Origin of the sequence: Microbacterium sp. NPDC089190 (genome assembly GCF_040701795.1) — a bacterium.
In the GTDB taxonomy this organism is placed as follows: Bacteria; Actinomycetota; Actinomycetes; order Actinomycetales; family Microbacteriaceae; genus Microbacterium; species Microbacterium galbum.
This window is the reverse complement of the sequence record NZ_JBFBHF010000003.1, coordinates 318,462-330,930: the sequence shown is the minus strand read 5'-3', so window position 1 is coordinate 330,930 and position 12,469 is coordinate 318,462. Positions and strand designations below refer to the sequence as shown.

The following is a 12,469-nucleotide window of genomic DNA, read 5'->3' as shown; positions in this document are numbered from 1 at the left end:
TCTAGGGGCGGCTCCCCTGCGCACCGACGTGACGAGCGCACAGCGGCCGCCGCGGGTCCGTCACCAATCGATCGCGCGCGTCTGCCCGATCAGGCACCCACCGGAGCCGAGTCCCGGGAGCACCGTCGTCACAGGGTCGCCGATCGACGGGCCCACCTGTCCGACGAGGCACTCGTCGCCCAGGCGCACCGCGAATTCGATGCTCTCCGCCGCATTGCCGATGGTGGACTCATCGGCGGTGACCTGCATCGCCGCCTTGTCGAAGCCCGCCGCCGTCAGGGCGTCGATGTACGCGCGCCCCGACGCCGGATTCGGCCCGGCCCATACCGAGGCCACGGTCTGCGAGAACAGCGGAAGGCGCTGCGCGCCCTCGCTCGCGGACGAGGCCGCCGGGGTCGACGACGCATCGCCCGCGGACGACGGAGTCGTCGCCTCCGCGCCGGGCGTCTCCCCTGCCGTCGACGTCGCCCCGTCGCCGGCATCCGGCCCCGGTGCGGACGAACTCCCCGTGCAGCCCGCGAGCCCGAACACGGCCACGAGGGTCAGAGCGGCGAAGAGTCGTCCGGGGAAGCGAGGCACGATCACGAGTCTACGGACCCGTCCACGCACCACCGGAGGGTGACCCGCCCCGGATCAGAACGGGGTGGCGTCGGCGGGCGTCTCGACCCGACCGGTCTCCCCCGCCGCCACGCCGACCTCGGCCCGAGCGCGTTCGGCCCCTTCACCCGAACCCCCGGCGTCCGTCTCGAGCGAGGCGCCCGGCAGGCTCCATCCGTCGCCGTCCGTTTCGGCGCGCGGTGCGGGTTCAGCGGGAGACGGGCTGGTGGCAGTCTGCGGCTTCGCGGCGCGGTGGAACACCGACACCCCCCAGCGCAGGTCGTGGCCGATCGCGTCTGCGACGACGTCGGCGCTGACCCCGCGCTTGCTCTCGGTCTCCCACTCCCGCAGACGCAGGCGGCCGCTCAGGATCACGCGCTCGCCTTTCCGGAAGGAGCGGAGGACGTTGGCGCCGAGGTCGCCGAAGACCGAGATGGCGTAGAAGTTCGTGTGTCCGTCCACCCACTCGCCCTTCTCCCGGTCGAACTTCCTCTCGCCCACGGCGAGTCGGAACGCCGCGACCGGCCCGCCCCCGCGGGTGGTGCGTTGCTCGAGGTCGCCGACGATGTTGCCGACCAGGGTGATGTGATCGCTCATGATGTGTCCTCTCGATGTGTTGTGACGCTCCGGCATCCGCGTGCCCGACGGATGCCGGAGCCATGTCAGCGTCGCGCGACTCGCCCGGGCGGCGGAGGCGGTTCCGCCGGTTCCGTGGACGGATGGGGCAGCCGAGGCGGTGGGGAGGAGAAGTGGGATGGGCACGGCGACGGCGATGTCGGAGGTCGGTCGTACGGTGTCCGCATGAGCACCGCACTGTGGAACGACCTCGCTCCGGCACCGCGCCCGGCCGGGTGGGGTGCGGCGACGCATGTCGCCGCCGGTCTGTGGCGCATCGCCGACCCGCGCGGCGTCATGGTCGGCCACATCCGTGCCATCGCGTCCGATGGAGGATGGCGGTACGCGGCCGAACGCTTCCACGCCGCCTCGGGCAGCTTCCGACGCCTCGGCGAGTTCTGGTCGTCGAGCGACGCCGTCGAGTGTCTGCGCTACGCCCGATGAACGGCGCCTCGACGCGAGGCAGCAACACAGGCAGCATGGACGCGGGGCGCGCCTCGACGCCGGGGTCTATGGACGCCGGAGGCATCGACGCGGGTGTGCACTGACCACGGGGTGCATCGACGCCAGGGCGCATCGGCACGGCGACGCCTCGGCACAGCGACGCACCGGCACAGCGACGCACCGGCACAGCGACGCACCGGCACGGCGACGCCTCGACACGGCGACGCCTCGGCATCCGGGCGCACCGACGCGGCGACATCCGACACGCGGGCGCATCGACGTGCGCAGACGCATCCGCACCCGGGTGAGCCCCGACCGAGCGCGACGGCGACCGGCTCAGACGACCGTGGCGAAGTCCTCCCGCGCGGGCACTGTGCGCCCACCGCGCACGTCGTCCCACGCCGCACGGAGGATCCCCACCGCGCGCTCAAGCGTGGCAGGCGGAGCGGTGAAGGGCACGCGCAGGCGCCGGTCGTGGCCGCCTTCCACCGCGAACCGCGAGCCGGCGGAGAGAGCGAGACCGCGTGAGCGCGCGTTCATGACGAGCGGAGTGCTGAGCGGCTCTCCGATGCCGACCCACATCGACACGCCGCCACTCACCCGCGGGACGTCCCACTCCGGGAACGCGTCGATCAACGCGCTGCGCAGAGCGTCGCGTCCCGCCCGCAGCAGCTCTCCCCGCTGCCGCGCGATCTCGTCGAGCCGCGGCACCAGTCGCGTCGCGATGGCCTGCTCGAGTTCCGGCGTTCCCAGGTCGTGCACGGGGCGCCCGCTGGCGAGGCGGCGGATGATGTCGGGAGCGGCGCGCACCCATCCCACCCGCAGGCCGCCCCAGACGGTCTTGCCCAACGAAGCGACGCGGATGATGCGATCGTCGTCCGGGAAGGGCGCGGCATCCCCCCGGCGGTCGATGTCGAGTTGCCCTGTCGTCTCGTCCAGTACGAGGAGCGTTCCGGCGCCGCGGGCCCCCGACAAGAACGCGTCGACCTCGCGGGGGTCCATCGTGCGGCCGGTCGGGTTGTGGAAGTCGGGCATGAGGTAAGCCAGTGACGGAAGGGCGCGCGCGAAACTCTGCTCGGCGCGTTCGATGTCCCACCCGGTCTCCGCGTCGACGGGCACGCCGATCAGGCGCGCACCCACCCGGCGGAAGGCGTCGGCCGCGTGCGGATAGGTCGGCGTCTCGAGCATGACCCGGTCGGCGCGACCGATGAGCACGGACGCGATCAGATGGATCGCGCTCTGCGCCCCCGTCGTGACGAGGATCTGATCGGGGGCGGTTGACAGCCCGCGCGCCGTGTAGTGATCCGCGATGGCCGCCCGCAGCGTCGGGTCGCCGACGACGTCGTATCCGATCCGGGCGACGAGTGCCGGCGCCTGGGCCGCCGCCTCGGCGATGACGGCGGGGAGCCCCGGCCACGCCGCCGGGCTGGCCTGCTGCAGGTCGATGCTGTCGGCGTCGGCCTCCAGGCGGCCGGGGTCGCTCCGCCGCAGCGGGAGCGTCACGCTGCCGCTGCCTCTCAGGCTCTCGATGTGCCCCGTCTCCCGCAGGCTGCGATAGGCCGCTGCGACGGTCGTCCGGCTGAGCGACAGCGCGGCGGCGAGCTCGCGCTCGGCGGGGAGAGCGGTCGACGGCGCGAGGCGGTTGTCGAGGCACAGCAGACGCACCCCGTCGGCGAGCGCCTCGTACGCCGGGCCGCTCCCCCGCCAGCCGCCGAGGGCTGCGGCGAGGGCGCGCGCGGAGATCCGTGAGTCCATGCGGCCACACTATCTCAATTGGCCTCTAAGCAACGGTCCAATCTGATGATTGGATTGCCTCATGTTCTCCCGCGTCACCCGCCTCCTCGTCGGCCTCGTCCTCTACGGCGCCGGCTGCGCCCTTACCGTCGCCGCCGGGCTCGGCGTGGACCCGTGGACCGTCTTCGCGCAGGGCATCGCCCGCGTGACGGGCGTCGGCATCGGGTGGGTCACCAACATCATCGGCCTCGGCGTCCTGCTCCTGTGGATTCCCCTGCATCAGAAGCCGGGCGTCGGCACGATCGCGAACATCCTCCTGGTCGGCACCAGCCTGCAACTCGCCCTCGGCATCCTGCCGCACCCCGACGTCTTCTGGCTCCAGGCCCTCATGCTCGTCGCCGGCGTGGTGCTCGTGGCGGTCGCATCCGGGCTCTACATCGGAGCGAACTTCGGTCCCGGCCCCCGCGACGGGCTCATGACCGGCCTGCACGGACGCTTCGGCTGGCCCATCTGGGCGTGCAGGCTCACCGTCGAGGGGTCGGTGCTCGTGCTCGGGTGGCTCCTGGGCGGCACCGTGGGAATCGGCACCGTCGTCTTCGCCCTCGGCATCGGACCCCTCGTGCACATCGCGATGCCGCTGCTCGCGACTCCCCGGTCGGCGCCGCGCCCGCGGTCGGCGGCACGGGTCTGACACGAGCGCCCCGCCCGCGACGGATACCGCGCGGGCGGGGCGCTTCGCGCTCAGTGCTCGCGGAACTCCGGGCGGTCGCTGCCGGGCTTGAGGTGCGCGTGCAACGCGCTCTTGGCGATGTCCATCGACGGGTAGACGCCCAGCCGCTCGTCCTTGCCCGTCATGTGGACGCTGTAGCCCTCGGCATCCTTCTGGATGGTGCCGACGACCCCCACCGGGCCGTAAGCCACCCAGAGTCGTCGTGTCGCGGTGTCTGACATGAGTGCTCCTTTGCTCTCCTTCGCCCGGAGGTTACGCCCGCGCGGGGGCCGGCGCCAGGGGCTGGTGCCGCGCCGAGAGTGCGACCGATATCCTGGACCGACGACCCCCAGTAGCTCAGTGGATAGAGCAGCGGCCTTCTAATCCGCCGGTCACACGTTCGAATCGTGTCTGGGGGACCAGAACCGGTGTCGCACCCCCTCAGTAGGATGTGGGGATGGTAAACGCCTCCGAGAACGACCGGCTCGTCTGGATCGACTGCGAGATGACCGGCCTCGACCTCGGCGTCGACGAGCTCGTCGAGATCGCCGTCGTCGTCACCGATTTCGAGCTGAACGTGCTCGATCCGGGCTTCCAGATCGTCATCAAGCCCGACGACTCCGCCCTGGCCAACATGGGCGAGTTCGTCACCGAGATGCACCGGTCGTCGGGACTGCTCGACGAGATCCCTAACGGCGTCAGCCTCGCGGATGCCGAGTTCCAGACGCTCGAGTACATCCAGCGCTTCGCGCCGGTCGAAGGCAAGGCGCCGCTCGCCGGCAACACCATCGGCACCGACCGCATGTTCCTCGCGAAGTACATGCCGCGTGTCGACCGCTGGCTGCACTACCGCAACGTGGATGTGTCGAGCATCAAGGAGCTCTCGCGCCGGTGGTACCCGCGCGCCTACTTCCAGGCCCCCACGAAGAACGGCGGCCACCGCGCCCTCGCCGACATCCGCGAGTCCGTCCGCGAGCTCGCCTACTACCGCGCCGCCGTGTTCGTGCCCCAGCCCGGCCCCACGAGCGACGAGGCGAAGGCCGTGTCAGCGTCGGCTGTGTCGTCGTTCGCCCTCGACGTGTGACATAATCTTTCAGTTGTCTTCTTCCGAAGACACATGGTGGCTATAGCTCAGTTGGTAGAGCACCGCGTTGTGGTCGCGGGGGCCGCGGGTTCAAGTCCCGTTAGCCACCCCACTCGCAGAAGCCCGGCCGAGATCGCGCCGGGCTTCTGCATTTCCCGATGCCGCCTCCCCCACGCCCGTAGAATCGTTCGGTGGACGCCGCCCGCACGGATGCGGCATCCGCCCCTCGCTTCGACACCCGGGAGGCCACGTGAACGACGACGTCGACGCGCCCCCTGCGATGGTCATGTCGCCGGAGGCGTTCGAGCAGCTCGTCGTCGACGAACTCGACCGCCTCCCCGACGACATGGTCGAGGGTCTCGACAACGTCGTGTTCGTCGTCGAGGACCGTCCCGAGGACGGCTCGCTCGATCTCCTCGGGCTCTACGACGGATGGGCGCTCACCGAGCGCGACCGTTACGGCGTCGGCGAGCTGCCCGACCGCATCATCGTCTACCGCGAACCGCACCTCGCCGCCTGTACCGACGAGGACGACCTGCGCGACGAGATCCACACCACTCTCGTGCACGAGATCGCGCACTTCTACGGCATCGACGACGACCGCCTGCACGAACTCGGGTGGGCGTGATGGCCGGCCTCGCCTCGCCAGACCTGGATTCCGACGTCGAACGCGACCTCGACGCCCAGCCGCCGTCTTCGTGGCAGACGGTCGTCTGGAACGACCCCGTGAACCTCATGAGCTACGTGAGCCACGTCTTCCGCACCTACTTCGGCTTCGACGCCGCGACGGCCCACCGCCTCATGTTGGCTGTGCACCACGACGGTCACGCCGTCGTCGCACGCGGTCCGCGCGAGGTCATGGAAGCCCATACCCAGGCCATGCACGACTTCGGTCTCTGGGCCACCGTCAGGAAGGACCCCTCGTGAGCGAGCGGATCGTCGTCCTCGAGATCAGCGGTCTCGAAGCCCTCCACCTCGCCGGCATCGTCGGGCAGTTCCGCGATCTCCTCGCCGACTCCCGCACCGACGACGACCCGGCCGTGGCGCGACTGATGCCCGACGCCTACCCCGACGACGAAGCCGCCAGTCGCGAGTTCCGTCGGCTCACCGGAGGCGACCTGATCGAGCGGCGCTCCCAGGATGCCGCAACCGTCCTTCAGACGCTGGGCGCCGACGGCGGTGAGCCCACCCCCGCGGGCGACCCGGATGCGACGATCGCCGTCGCCCTGGGAGAAGGGGAGGCCCTCGCGTGGATGCGCACGCTGTCGGCGGTGCGCCTCGTGCTCGCCACGAGACTCGGCATCCAGGACGAAGACGATCACCAGCCCGACGATCCGCGGTTCGGGGTCTACGACTGGATCGGCTATCGCCTCGACGGCCTCATGGCCGCTCTCGAACGCCCCTGAGCCCGGGTCGGGTCGGCCTCGGCGGAGGTGTCAGGGGATGCGAACGCGCACGTCGGCACGCTCAGCCGGGCTGTGGGCGTCGAGGTGGGCGTCCTCTTGGAGCGCCCAGCGCCGCCAGTGCGGGCGATAGGTGTCGCCGTCGCGCTCGAGCGCGCGGTGCCGGCGCGAGTCGGTCGGCGCCTCCACCCAGACCGAGACGTCGGCCAGCCGCGCGACCTCGGGGGTGAGGATGCCCGCCCCCTCGACGACCAGCGGAAGCGAGGGGTCCACCGCGTACGCCTCGGCGCGCGTCCCGGCTTCCCAATCCCACCGTTCCCAGACGCCGAGCAGTCCACGGGCATGGGGCAGCAGGATCACCTCCCGGGCGTAGGCCACGCCTTCGGCGAGCCCGTCCCACCCCGGATAGACGTCGTCGAGCGCCACGAGCTGCACGCGCCCGCGACCGGGCCACGCCGACACCAGCCGCCGTGCGAGCGAGCTCTTGCCGGCGCCGCTGCGTCCGTCGATGACGACGGCCGGGTTCGGTGCGCCGACCGCCGTGATACGCGCCGAGACCGCGGCCACCGCCGCGGTGAGGGCCTCGTCGACCGGGTCCGTGTTACTTCTTGAGGGCGCGGATGACACGGCTGAGCGCGCGACCGGCGACCCACACGAACGGGATGCCGACGGCGAGCAGCGACACGAGGTTCGGGTCGAACCGCAGGTCGTCGCCGCGGCGGATGTAGGCGCCGAGCGGGAGGGTGTATCCGCCTCCCCCGCCTCCACCGTTGCCCTGCTCGTCCGAGCCGCCGCCGTACCCCGCCCAGGTGAGCGCGACGGGGACGATGCGCACGCCGTCCACGTCCTGCTGCTCCCCGTACGCGGAGGTGACGCCGAAGCTGGTGGCCTGCTTGCCGAGTTCCAATGCGATGTTGGGCATGCCCCCACCGTAGCGGCCCGCCTCGCCGGGCCGCAGGGCGTTGCGCGCCGTCACGGCTCGTGCGAGGGTCGCTCGTCGTCAGTGGTCGTACGACGGCCGCGGGTTCGTCGGCAGGGCGCCGCCCCCTCGCGACGGTCCCAGCAACGACCCGCGGGTCACGGCTCCACGGCCGAACCGCGCAGCCGCGCCGTCGAGGGCGCCCTCGACCCGTCGCCATTCGGCGTCGTCGTCCCAGAGCGTCGCGGCCATGGCCGCCGGCTTGAGCTTCTCGCCACGCACCCCCACCAGCCGGACGGCCTGGCGGCGGTCGATCGAGTCGAACAGGTCGATCGCCGCGTCGCCGATGCGTTGTCCGACCGAGGTGGGCTCGGGCAGCGTGCGCGAGCGGCTCAACGTGGTGAAGTCGGAGAAGCGGACTTTGATCGAGATCGTCGCGGCCTCGTACTGCTGCGTCCGCAGGCGCGCTCCGACCCGGTCGGCGAGGCGGCGCAGCTCCACGTGAAGCGTGCGCGTGTCGGAGATGTCGGTGTGGAACGTCTCCTCGTGGCCGACGCTCTTCTCGGACCGACCCGTGTGCACTTCGCGTGCGTCGATCCCGCGCGACAGGTGCCAGATGCGCTCCCCCATCGCCGCCCCCAGAACCTGATCGAGCGCGTGCCGCGGTGTGTCGAGGATGTCGGAGATGAGACGGATGCCGCGGGCCTCCAGAGCCTCGGCGGCCTTGGGCCCCACTCCCCACAGGGCGCGGACGGACCGCGGCCGCAGGAACGCCTCCGTGTCGGCGGCCGCCACGACGAGCAGGCCGTCGGGCTTGGAGATGGTGGAGGCCATCTTGGCGACGTGTTTGGTGGCCGCGACGCCGATGCTGCACGTGAGACCGGTCTCCGCGAGCACGCGGGCTCGCAGGTCGCGCGCGATCGTGCCCGGACTCCCCCACAGCCGACGCGCCCCGCGCACGTCGAGGAACGCCTCGTCGATCGAGAGCGGTTCGACCAGCGGAGTGACGTCGTGGAAGATCGCCATCACCTGCCGCGACATCTCTGTGTAGCGGTGGTACGGCGGGTTGACCACGATCGCGGTGGGGCACAGGCGCAGTGCGATCGCCACGGGCATGGCGGACTTCACGCCGTAGCGGCGTGCCTCGTACGAGGCGCTCGAGACGACGCCGCGCCCCTCGGAACCGCCGATGATGAGCGGCTTGCCCGCGAGCGACGGATCGTCGAGCACGGCCACCGACGCGAAGAAGGCATCCATGTCGACGTGCAGGATGCCGGTGCCCGTGTCGTCGGCGTCGGGTCGCGAGACGATGCGCCCCGTGCCGTCTCCGCGTCCCATGGCATCCATTGTCCCCCGGACCTCCGACATCGAGGTCGGCGCGGGCGACGACCCCTCGAGTCAGCGATCCGCCTACGGCGATCTGCCCCGCTCCGTAGCGATTCCGCGGCTCGGCTGACCGAGGGCGGGTCGACGATCCCCCGTCGGCACCCCGCGGAACGCCCCGCGAACGACGGATGCCACGGCCCCGCGCGCGTGGAGCGCCGGGGCCGTGGCATCCGGTGTCTTACTGCGCGGCGCGCTCCAACACGAGCTCGCGCACGCGCGCGGCGTCGGCCTGGCCCTTCATGGCCTTCATGACCGCCCCGATGACGGCGCCGGCGGCCTGCACCTTGCCGTCGCGGATCTTCGCGAGCACGTCCGGCTGGGCGGCGAGGGCGTCGTCGATCGCGGCGATGAGCGCCCCGTCGTCGGAGACCACGGCGAGGCCTCGGGCGTCGACGACCTCCTGCGGGGTGCCCTCTCCGGCGATGACGCCCTCGAGCACCTGGCGCGCGAGCTTGTCGGTGAGCGTTCCCTCATCGACGAGCTTCTGCAGCGCGGCGACGTTCGCGGGCGACACGAGGTCGGCGGCGTCGCGCTCCTGTGCATTGGCGACGCGCGTGATCTCGCCCGTCCACCATTTGCGCGCCGAGGCGGGGGCGGCGCCCGCGGCGATCGTGTCGGCGACCGCGTCGAGCAGCCCGCCGTTCGCGACGTCCTGGAACTCGAGGTCGGTGAAGCCCCACTCGGCCCTGAGGCGACGACGGCGAGCGGCCGGGGGCTCCGGCAGCGCGGCGCGCAGTTCCTCGATCAGCGCGGGCGCGGGCACGACCGGCAGCAGGTCGGGCTCGGGGAAGTAGCGGTAGTCGTCGGCATCCGACTTGGGGCGACCGGGAGAGGTGCGACCGGTGTCCTCGTGCCAGTGGCGCGTCTCCTGCGTGATCGTCCCGCCCTTGGCGAGGATCGCGGCCTGACGCTGGATCTCGTACCGCACCGCGCGCTCGACCGAGCGCATGGAGTTGACGTTCTTCGTCTCGGTGCGTGTGCCCAGCTTCTCTTGCCCGCGGGGGCGCAGCGAGACGTTCGCGTCGCAGCGGAGGTTTCCGCGCTCCAGCCGCGCCTCCGAGATGCCGAGACCGCGCACGATGTCGCGGATCGTAGCGACGTAGGCCTTCGCAAGCGCCGGAGCGGAGTGCTCCGCGCCGAAGATCGGCTTCGTGACGATCTCGACGAGCGGCACACCCGCGCGGTTGTAGTCGACGAGCGAGTACTCGGCGCCCTGGATGCGACCGGTCGCGCCACCCATGTGGGTGAGCTTGCCGGCATCCTCTTCCATGTGGGCTCGCTCGATCGGCACGGTGACGATGGTGCCGTCCTCGAGCTCGACCTCGACCGAGCCCTCGAAGGCGATCGGCTCGTCGTACTGCGAGATCTGGTAGTTCTTGCCGAGGTCGGGGTAGAAGTAGTTCTTCCGCGCAAAACGGCTCGAGGGCGCGATCGAGCAGCCGAGGGCGAGGCCCAGGCTGATCGAGGAGCGGATCGCCTCGGCGTTGACCACGGGCAGCGCACCCGGCAGGCCCATGTCGACCGGGGCGACGAGCGTGTTGGGCTCGGCGCCGTGGTGAGCCTCGTTGGCGGGGTTGGGAGCGGCCGAGAACATCTTGGTCGCGGTGTTCAGCTCGACGTGCACCTCGAAACCGAGGACGGGCTCGAACAGCTCGAGCGCCTCGTCGAAGTCCATGAGTGCGTCTTTGGCCATCAGAGGGACGCTCCGTTCGTGAGAGAAGGGGCTTTGTCGAGCAGCGGTCCGCCCCACTGGTCGACCAGCAGCGCCTCGAACGCGGCACCGACGCGGTACAGACGCGCGTCCTCGCGGGCGGGGGCGAGGAACTGGATGCCGACGGGCAGCCCGTCGTCGTCCGCCAGGCCGCTCGGGATCGAGATGCCCGGGACGCCGGCGAGGTTCGCCGGGATCGTGGTCACGTCGTTGAGGTACATCTGCAGCGGGTCGTCGAGCTTCTCCCCCAGGCGGAACGCCGTGGTGGGCGCCGACGGAGTCGCGATGACGTCGACGTGCGCGAACGCCGCGTCGAAGTCCTGCTGGATGAGCGTGCGCACCTTCTGGGCGCTGCCGTAGTACGCGTCGTAGTAACCCGCCGACAGCGCGTACGTGCCGAGGATGATGCGGCGCTTGACCTCGGGACCGAACCCGGCATCGCGGGTCGCGGCCATGACGTTCTCGACCGTGGGGGTGCCCTGCGGCGTGACTCGCAGACCGAAGCGCACCGAGTCGAACTTGGCGAGGTTGCTCGACGCCTCCGCGGGGAGGATCAGGTAGTACGCCGCGACGCCGTATTCGAAGTGCGGGGCGCTGATCTCGACGATCTCGGCCCCCTGGGCCTGCATGGCCGCCAGCGACGCGCGGAACGAGTCCGACACGCCCTTCTGGAAGCCACGGTCGTCGAGCTCGCGGATGACGCCGACCTTGAGGCCCTTGAGGACCTCTCCGGTCGCGCCCTCGCGGGCGGCTGCGGCGAACGACGGCCACGCGTCGGAGAGCGAGGTCGAGTCGTTCGGGTCGTGCCCGCCGATGACGTCGTGCAGCAGGCCCGCATCGAGGACGGTGCGCGTGACCGGACCGACCTGGTCGAGGCTGGATGCCAGGGCGATCGCGCCGTAGCGGCTGACCCCGCCGTACGTGGGCTTGACGCCCACCGTGCCGGTGACGTGCGCGGGCTGACGGATCGAGCCGCCGGTGTCGGAGCCGAGGGCCAGGGGCGCCTCGAACGCGGCGACGGCCGCCGCCGACCCGCCGCCGGAGCCTCCGGGGATGCGATCGAGGTCCCAGGGGTTGCGGGTGGGACCGTAGGCCGAGAACTCCGTCGAGGAGCCCATCGCGAATTCGTCCATGTTCGTCTTGCCGAGGGGCACGAGGCCGGCCGCACGGGAACGCGCGACGACCGTGGCGTCGTAGGGCGACATGTAGCCCTCGAGGATCTTCGATCCGCTCGTGGAGGGCATGTCGGTGGTGACGAGCACGTCCTTGACGGCGAGCGGGACACCCGCGAGCTCGTGGAGCTGCTCGCCCGCGGCGCGACGGCGATCGATGTCGGCCGCGACCTCGAGCGCGTGATCGCTCACGTGCAGGAAGGCGTGGACGTCGCCGTCGACGGCGGCGATGCGGTCGAGGTGCGCCTGCGTGGCTTCGACGCTCGACACCTCGGACGAGGCGAGTTTGGCGGCCAGGTCGGCCGCGGTCAGGCGAGTGAGGTCGGTCACTGCTCTTCTCCCAGGATCGCGGTCACACGGAAACGGCCGTCGGCCTGGTCGGGGGCGTTCTGCAGCACCTGCTCGCGCGTCAGCTGCTGCTGGACGACGTCGGGGCGGAAGACGTTCTCGAGCGGGATCGGGTGGCTCGTGGCCGCCACGTCGGGCGTCGCCACCTCGGACACCTTCGCGATGTTGTCGACGATGGCATCCAGCTGGCCGGTGAGGCTCTGGACCTCCTCGTCGTTCAACTGGATCCGGGCGAGCACACCGAGATGGCGCACGAGATCAGGAGTGATTTCAGACACCCCCCGAGTCTAGTTCGCAGACGGTCTCCTCCCCGTCGCGCGCCGCCTGGCTCCCACCGGAACGCCGCC

General features: G+C 71.2%; 16 protein-coding genes and 2 tRNA genes. 8 read left to right on the top strand and 10 right to left on the bottom strand.

Features of this window, described 5'->3' with window-relative positions; translation table 11 throughout:
- Positions 1-60: 60 nt before the first annotated feature.
- Positions 61-579, bottom strand: coding sequence for a hypothetical protein (locus AB0230_RS11520; protein ID WP_366375841.1), 519 nt, complete (start codon positions 577-579; stop codon positions 61-63).
- Positions 580-633: 54 nt separating this feature from the next.
- Positions 634-1,194 (bottom strand): single-stranded DNA-binding protein, encoded by a 561-nt coding sequence (locus AB0230_RS11515; RefSeq protein WP_366375839.1) that lies wholly within the window; start codon positions 1,192-1,194, stop codon positions 634-636.
- Positions 1,195-1,398: 204 nt separating this feature from the next.
- Here AB0230_RS11515 and AB0230_RS11510 point away from each other — a divergent pair, with 204 nt between their 5' ends.
- Positions 1,399-1,656 (top strand): hypothetical protein, encoded by a 258-nt coding sequence (locus tag AB0230_RS11510; RefSeq protein WP_363391893.1) that lies wholly within the window; start codon positions 1,399-1,401, stop codon positions 1,654-1,656.
- A 336-nt stretch (positions 1,657-1,992) separates the two neighbouring features.
- Here AB0230_RS11510 and AB0230_RS11505 read toward each other — a convergent pair whose 3' ends face one another.
- On the bottom strand, positions 1,993-3,411 hold the full coding sequence (locus tag AB0230_RS11505; protein WP_366375837.1) for a PLP-dependent aminotransferase family protein: 1,419 nt from the start codon (positions 3,409-3,411) through the stop codon (positions 1,993-1,995).
- A 61-nt stretch (positions 3,412-3,472) separates the two neighbouring features.
- Between AB0230_RS11505 and AB0230_RS11500 the strand changes: the two genes are divergently transcribed.
- Positions 3,473-4,081 carry a hypothetical protein gene (locus AB0230_RS11500; protein WP_366375835.1) on the top strand — a complete coding sequence of 203 codons (609 nt, stop codon included), beginning with the start codon at positions 3,473-3,475 and terminating at the stop codon, positions 4,079-4,081.
- 50 nt (positions 4,082-4,131) lie between these two features.
- On the opposite strand, the gene AB0230_RS11495 is transcribed toward AB0230_RS11500, so the two are convergent.
- Positions 4,132-4,341 (bottom strand): methyltransferase, encoded by a 210-nt coding sequence (locus AB0230_RS11495; protein WP_315995558.1) that lies wholly within the window; start codon positions 4,339-4,341, stop codon positions 4,132-4,134.
- Positions 4,342-4,445: 104 nt separating this feature from the next.
- On the opposite strand from AB0230_RS11495, the gene AB0230_RS11490 reads away from it, so the two are divergent.
- From AB0230_RS11490 to AB0230_RS11465, 6 genes are all read left to right on the top strand, one after another.
- A tRNA-Arg gene (locus tag AB0230_RS11490) sits at positions 4,446-4,521 on the top strand.
- Between the two features lie 35 nt (positions 4,522-4,556).
- Positions 4,557-5,183 (top strand): oligoribonuclease, encoded by a 627-nt coding sequence (gene orn, locus AB0230_RS11485; protein ID WP_366375832.1) that lies wholly within the window; start codon positions 4,557-4,559, stop codon positions 5,181-5,183.
- Between the two features lie 36 nt (positions 5,184-5,219).
- Positions 5,220-5,295, top strand: a tRNA-His gene (locus tag AB0230_RS11480).
- A 168-nt stretch (positions 5,296-5,463) separates the two neighbouring features.
- Complete coding sequence (locus AB0230_RS11475; RefSeq protein ID WP_363392282.1) at positions 5,464-5,811, top strand: metallopeptidase family protein; 348 nt, start codon at positions 5,464-5,466, stop codon at positions 5,809-5,811.
- The gene (gene clpS / locus AB0230_RS11470; RefSeq protein ID WP_315995556.1) at positions 5,802-6,110 is read left to right on the top strand and encodes an ATP-dependent Clp protease adapter ClpS; all 309 of its coding nucleotides are present in this window, start codon (positions 5,802-5,804) and stop codon (positions 6,108-6,110) included. The genes AB0230_RS11475 and clpS overlap by 10 nt, the downstream gene beginning before the upstream one ends.
- Positions 6,107-6,589 (top strand): DUF2017 family protein, encoded by a 483-nt coding sequence (locus tag AB0230_RS11465; protein ID WP_315995555.1) that lies wholly within the window; start codon positions 6,107-6,109, stop codon positions 6,587-6,589. The genes clpS and AB0230_RS11465 overlap by 4 nt, the downstream gene beginning before the upstream one ends.
- Before the next feature lie 30 nt (positions 6,590-6,619).
- On the opposite strand, the gene AB0230_RS11460 is transcribed toward AB0230_RS11465, so the two are convergent.
- The 6 genes from AB0230_RS11460 to gatC form a co-directional block, all read right to left on the bottom strand.
- Positions 6,620-7,213 (bottom strand): hypothetical protein, encoded by a 594-nt coding sequence (locus AB0230_RS11460; RefSeq protein ID WP_315995554.1) that lies wholly within the window; start codon positions 7,211-7,213, stop codon positions 6,620-6,622.
- The gene (locus tag AB0230_RS11455) at positions 7,188-7,508 is read right to left on the bottom strand and encodes a hypothetical protein (protein ID WP_076675934.1); all 321 of its coding nucleotides are present in this window, start codon (positions 7,506-7,508) and stop codon (positions 7,188-7,190) included. Before AB0230_RS11455 ends, AB0230_RS11460 begins: the two co-directional genes overlap by 26 nt.
- A 78-nt stretch (positions 7,509-7,586) precedes the next feature.
- Positions 7,587-8,843 (bottom strand): DNA polymerase IV, encoded by a 1,257-nt coding sequence (locus AB0230_RS11450; protein ID WP_315995552.1) that lies wholly within the window; start codon positions 8,841-8,843, stop codon positions 7,587-7,589.
- 226 nt (positions 8,844-9,069) lie between these two features.
- Positions 9,070-10,584, bottom strand: coding sequence for an Asp-tRNA(Asn)/Glu-tRNA(Gln) amidotransferase subunit GatB (gene gatB, locus AB0230_RS11445; protein WP_366375829.1), 1,515 nt, complete (start codon positions 10,582-10,584; stop codon positions 9,070-9,072).
- Positions 10,584-12,104 carry an Asp-tRNA(Asn)/Glu-tRNA(Gln) amidotransferase subunit GatA gene (gatA, locus tag AB0230_RS11440; protein ID WP_366375827.1) on the bottom strand — a complete coding sequence of 507 codons (1,521 nt, stop codon included), beginning with the start codon at positions 12,102-12,104 and terminating at the stop codon, positions 10,584-10,586. Before gatA ends, gatB begins: the two co-directional genes overlap by 1 nt.
- The gene (gene gatC, locus AB0230_RS11435; RefSeq protein ID WP_298872388.1) at positions 12,101-12,400 is read right to left on the bottom strand and encodes an Asp-tRNA(Asn)/Glu-tRNA(Gln) amidotransferase subunit GatC; all 300 of its coding nucleotides are present in this window, start codon (positions 12,398-12,400) and stop codon (positions 12,101-12,103) included. The genes gatA and gatC overlap by 4 nt, the downstream gene beginning before the upstream one ends.
- Between the last annotated feature and the right edge of the window lie 69 nt (positions 12,401-12,469).

Coding starts and splice junctions, on each gene's coding strand:
- AB0230_RS11515 (WP_366375839.1), bottom strand. CDS start 1,194: ATGAGCGATCACATCACCCTGGTCGGCAACATCGTCGGCGACCTCGAG.
- AB0230_RS11510 (WP_363391893.1), top strand. CDS start 1,399: ATGAGCACCGCACTGTGGAACGACCTCGCTCCGGCACCGCGCCCGGCC.
- AB0230_RS11505 (WP_366375837.1), bottom strand. CDS start 3,411: ATGGACTCACGGATCTCCGCGCGCGCCCTCGCCGCAGCCCTCGGCGGC.
- AB0230_RS11500 (WP_366375835.1), top strand. CDS start 3,473: ATGTTCTCCCGCGTCACCCGCCTCCTCGTCGGCCTCGTCCTCTACGGC.
- AB0230_RS11495 (WP_315995558.1), bottom strand. CDS start 4,341: ATGTCAGACACCGCGACACGACGACTCTGGGTGGCTTACGGCCCGGTG.
- orn (WP_366375832.1), top strand. CDS start 4,557: ATGGTAAACGCCTCCGAGAACGACCGGCTCGTCTGGATCGACTGCGAG.
- AB0230_RS11475 (WP_363392282.1), top strand. CDS start 5,464: ATGGTCATGTCGCCGGAGGCGTTCGAGCAGCTCGTCGTCGACGAACTC.
- AB0230_RS11455 (WP_076675934.1), bottom strand. CDS start 7,508: ATGCCCAACATCGCATTGGAACTCGGCAAGCAGGCCACCAGCTTCGGC.
- AB0230_RS11450 (WP_315995552.1), bottom strand. CDS start 8,843: ATGGGACGCGGAGACGGCACGGGGCGCATCGTCTCGCGACCCGACGCC.
- gatB (WP_366375829.1), bottom strand. CDS start 10,584: ATGGCCAAAGACGCACTCATGGACTTCGACGAGGCGCTCGAGCTGTTC.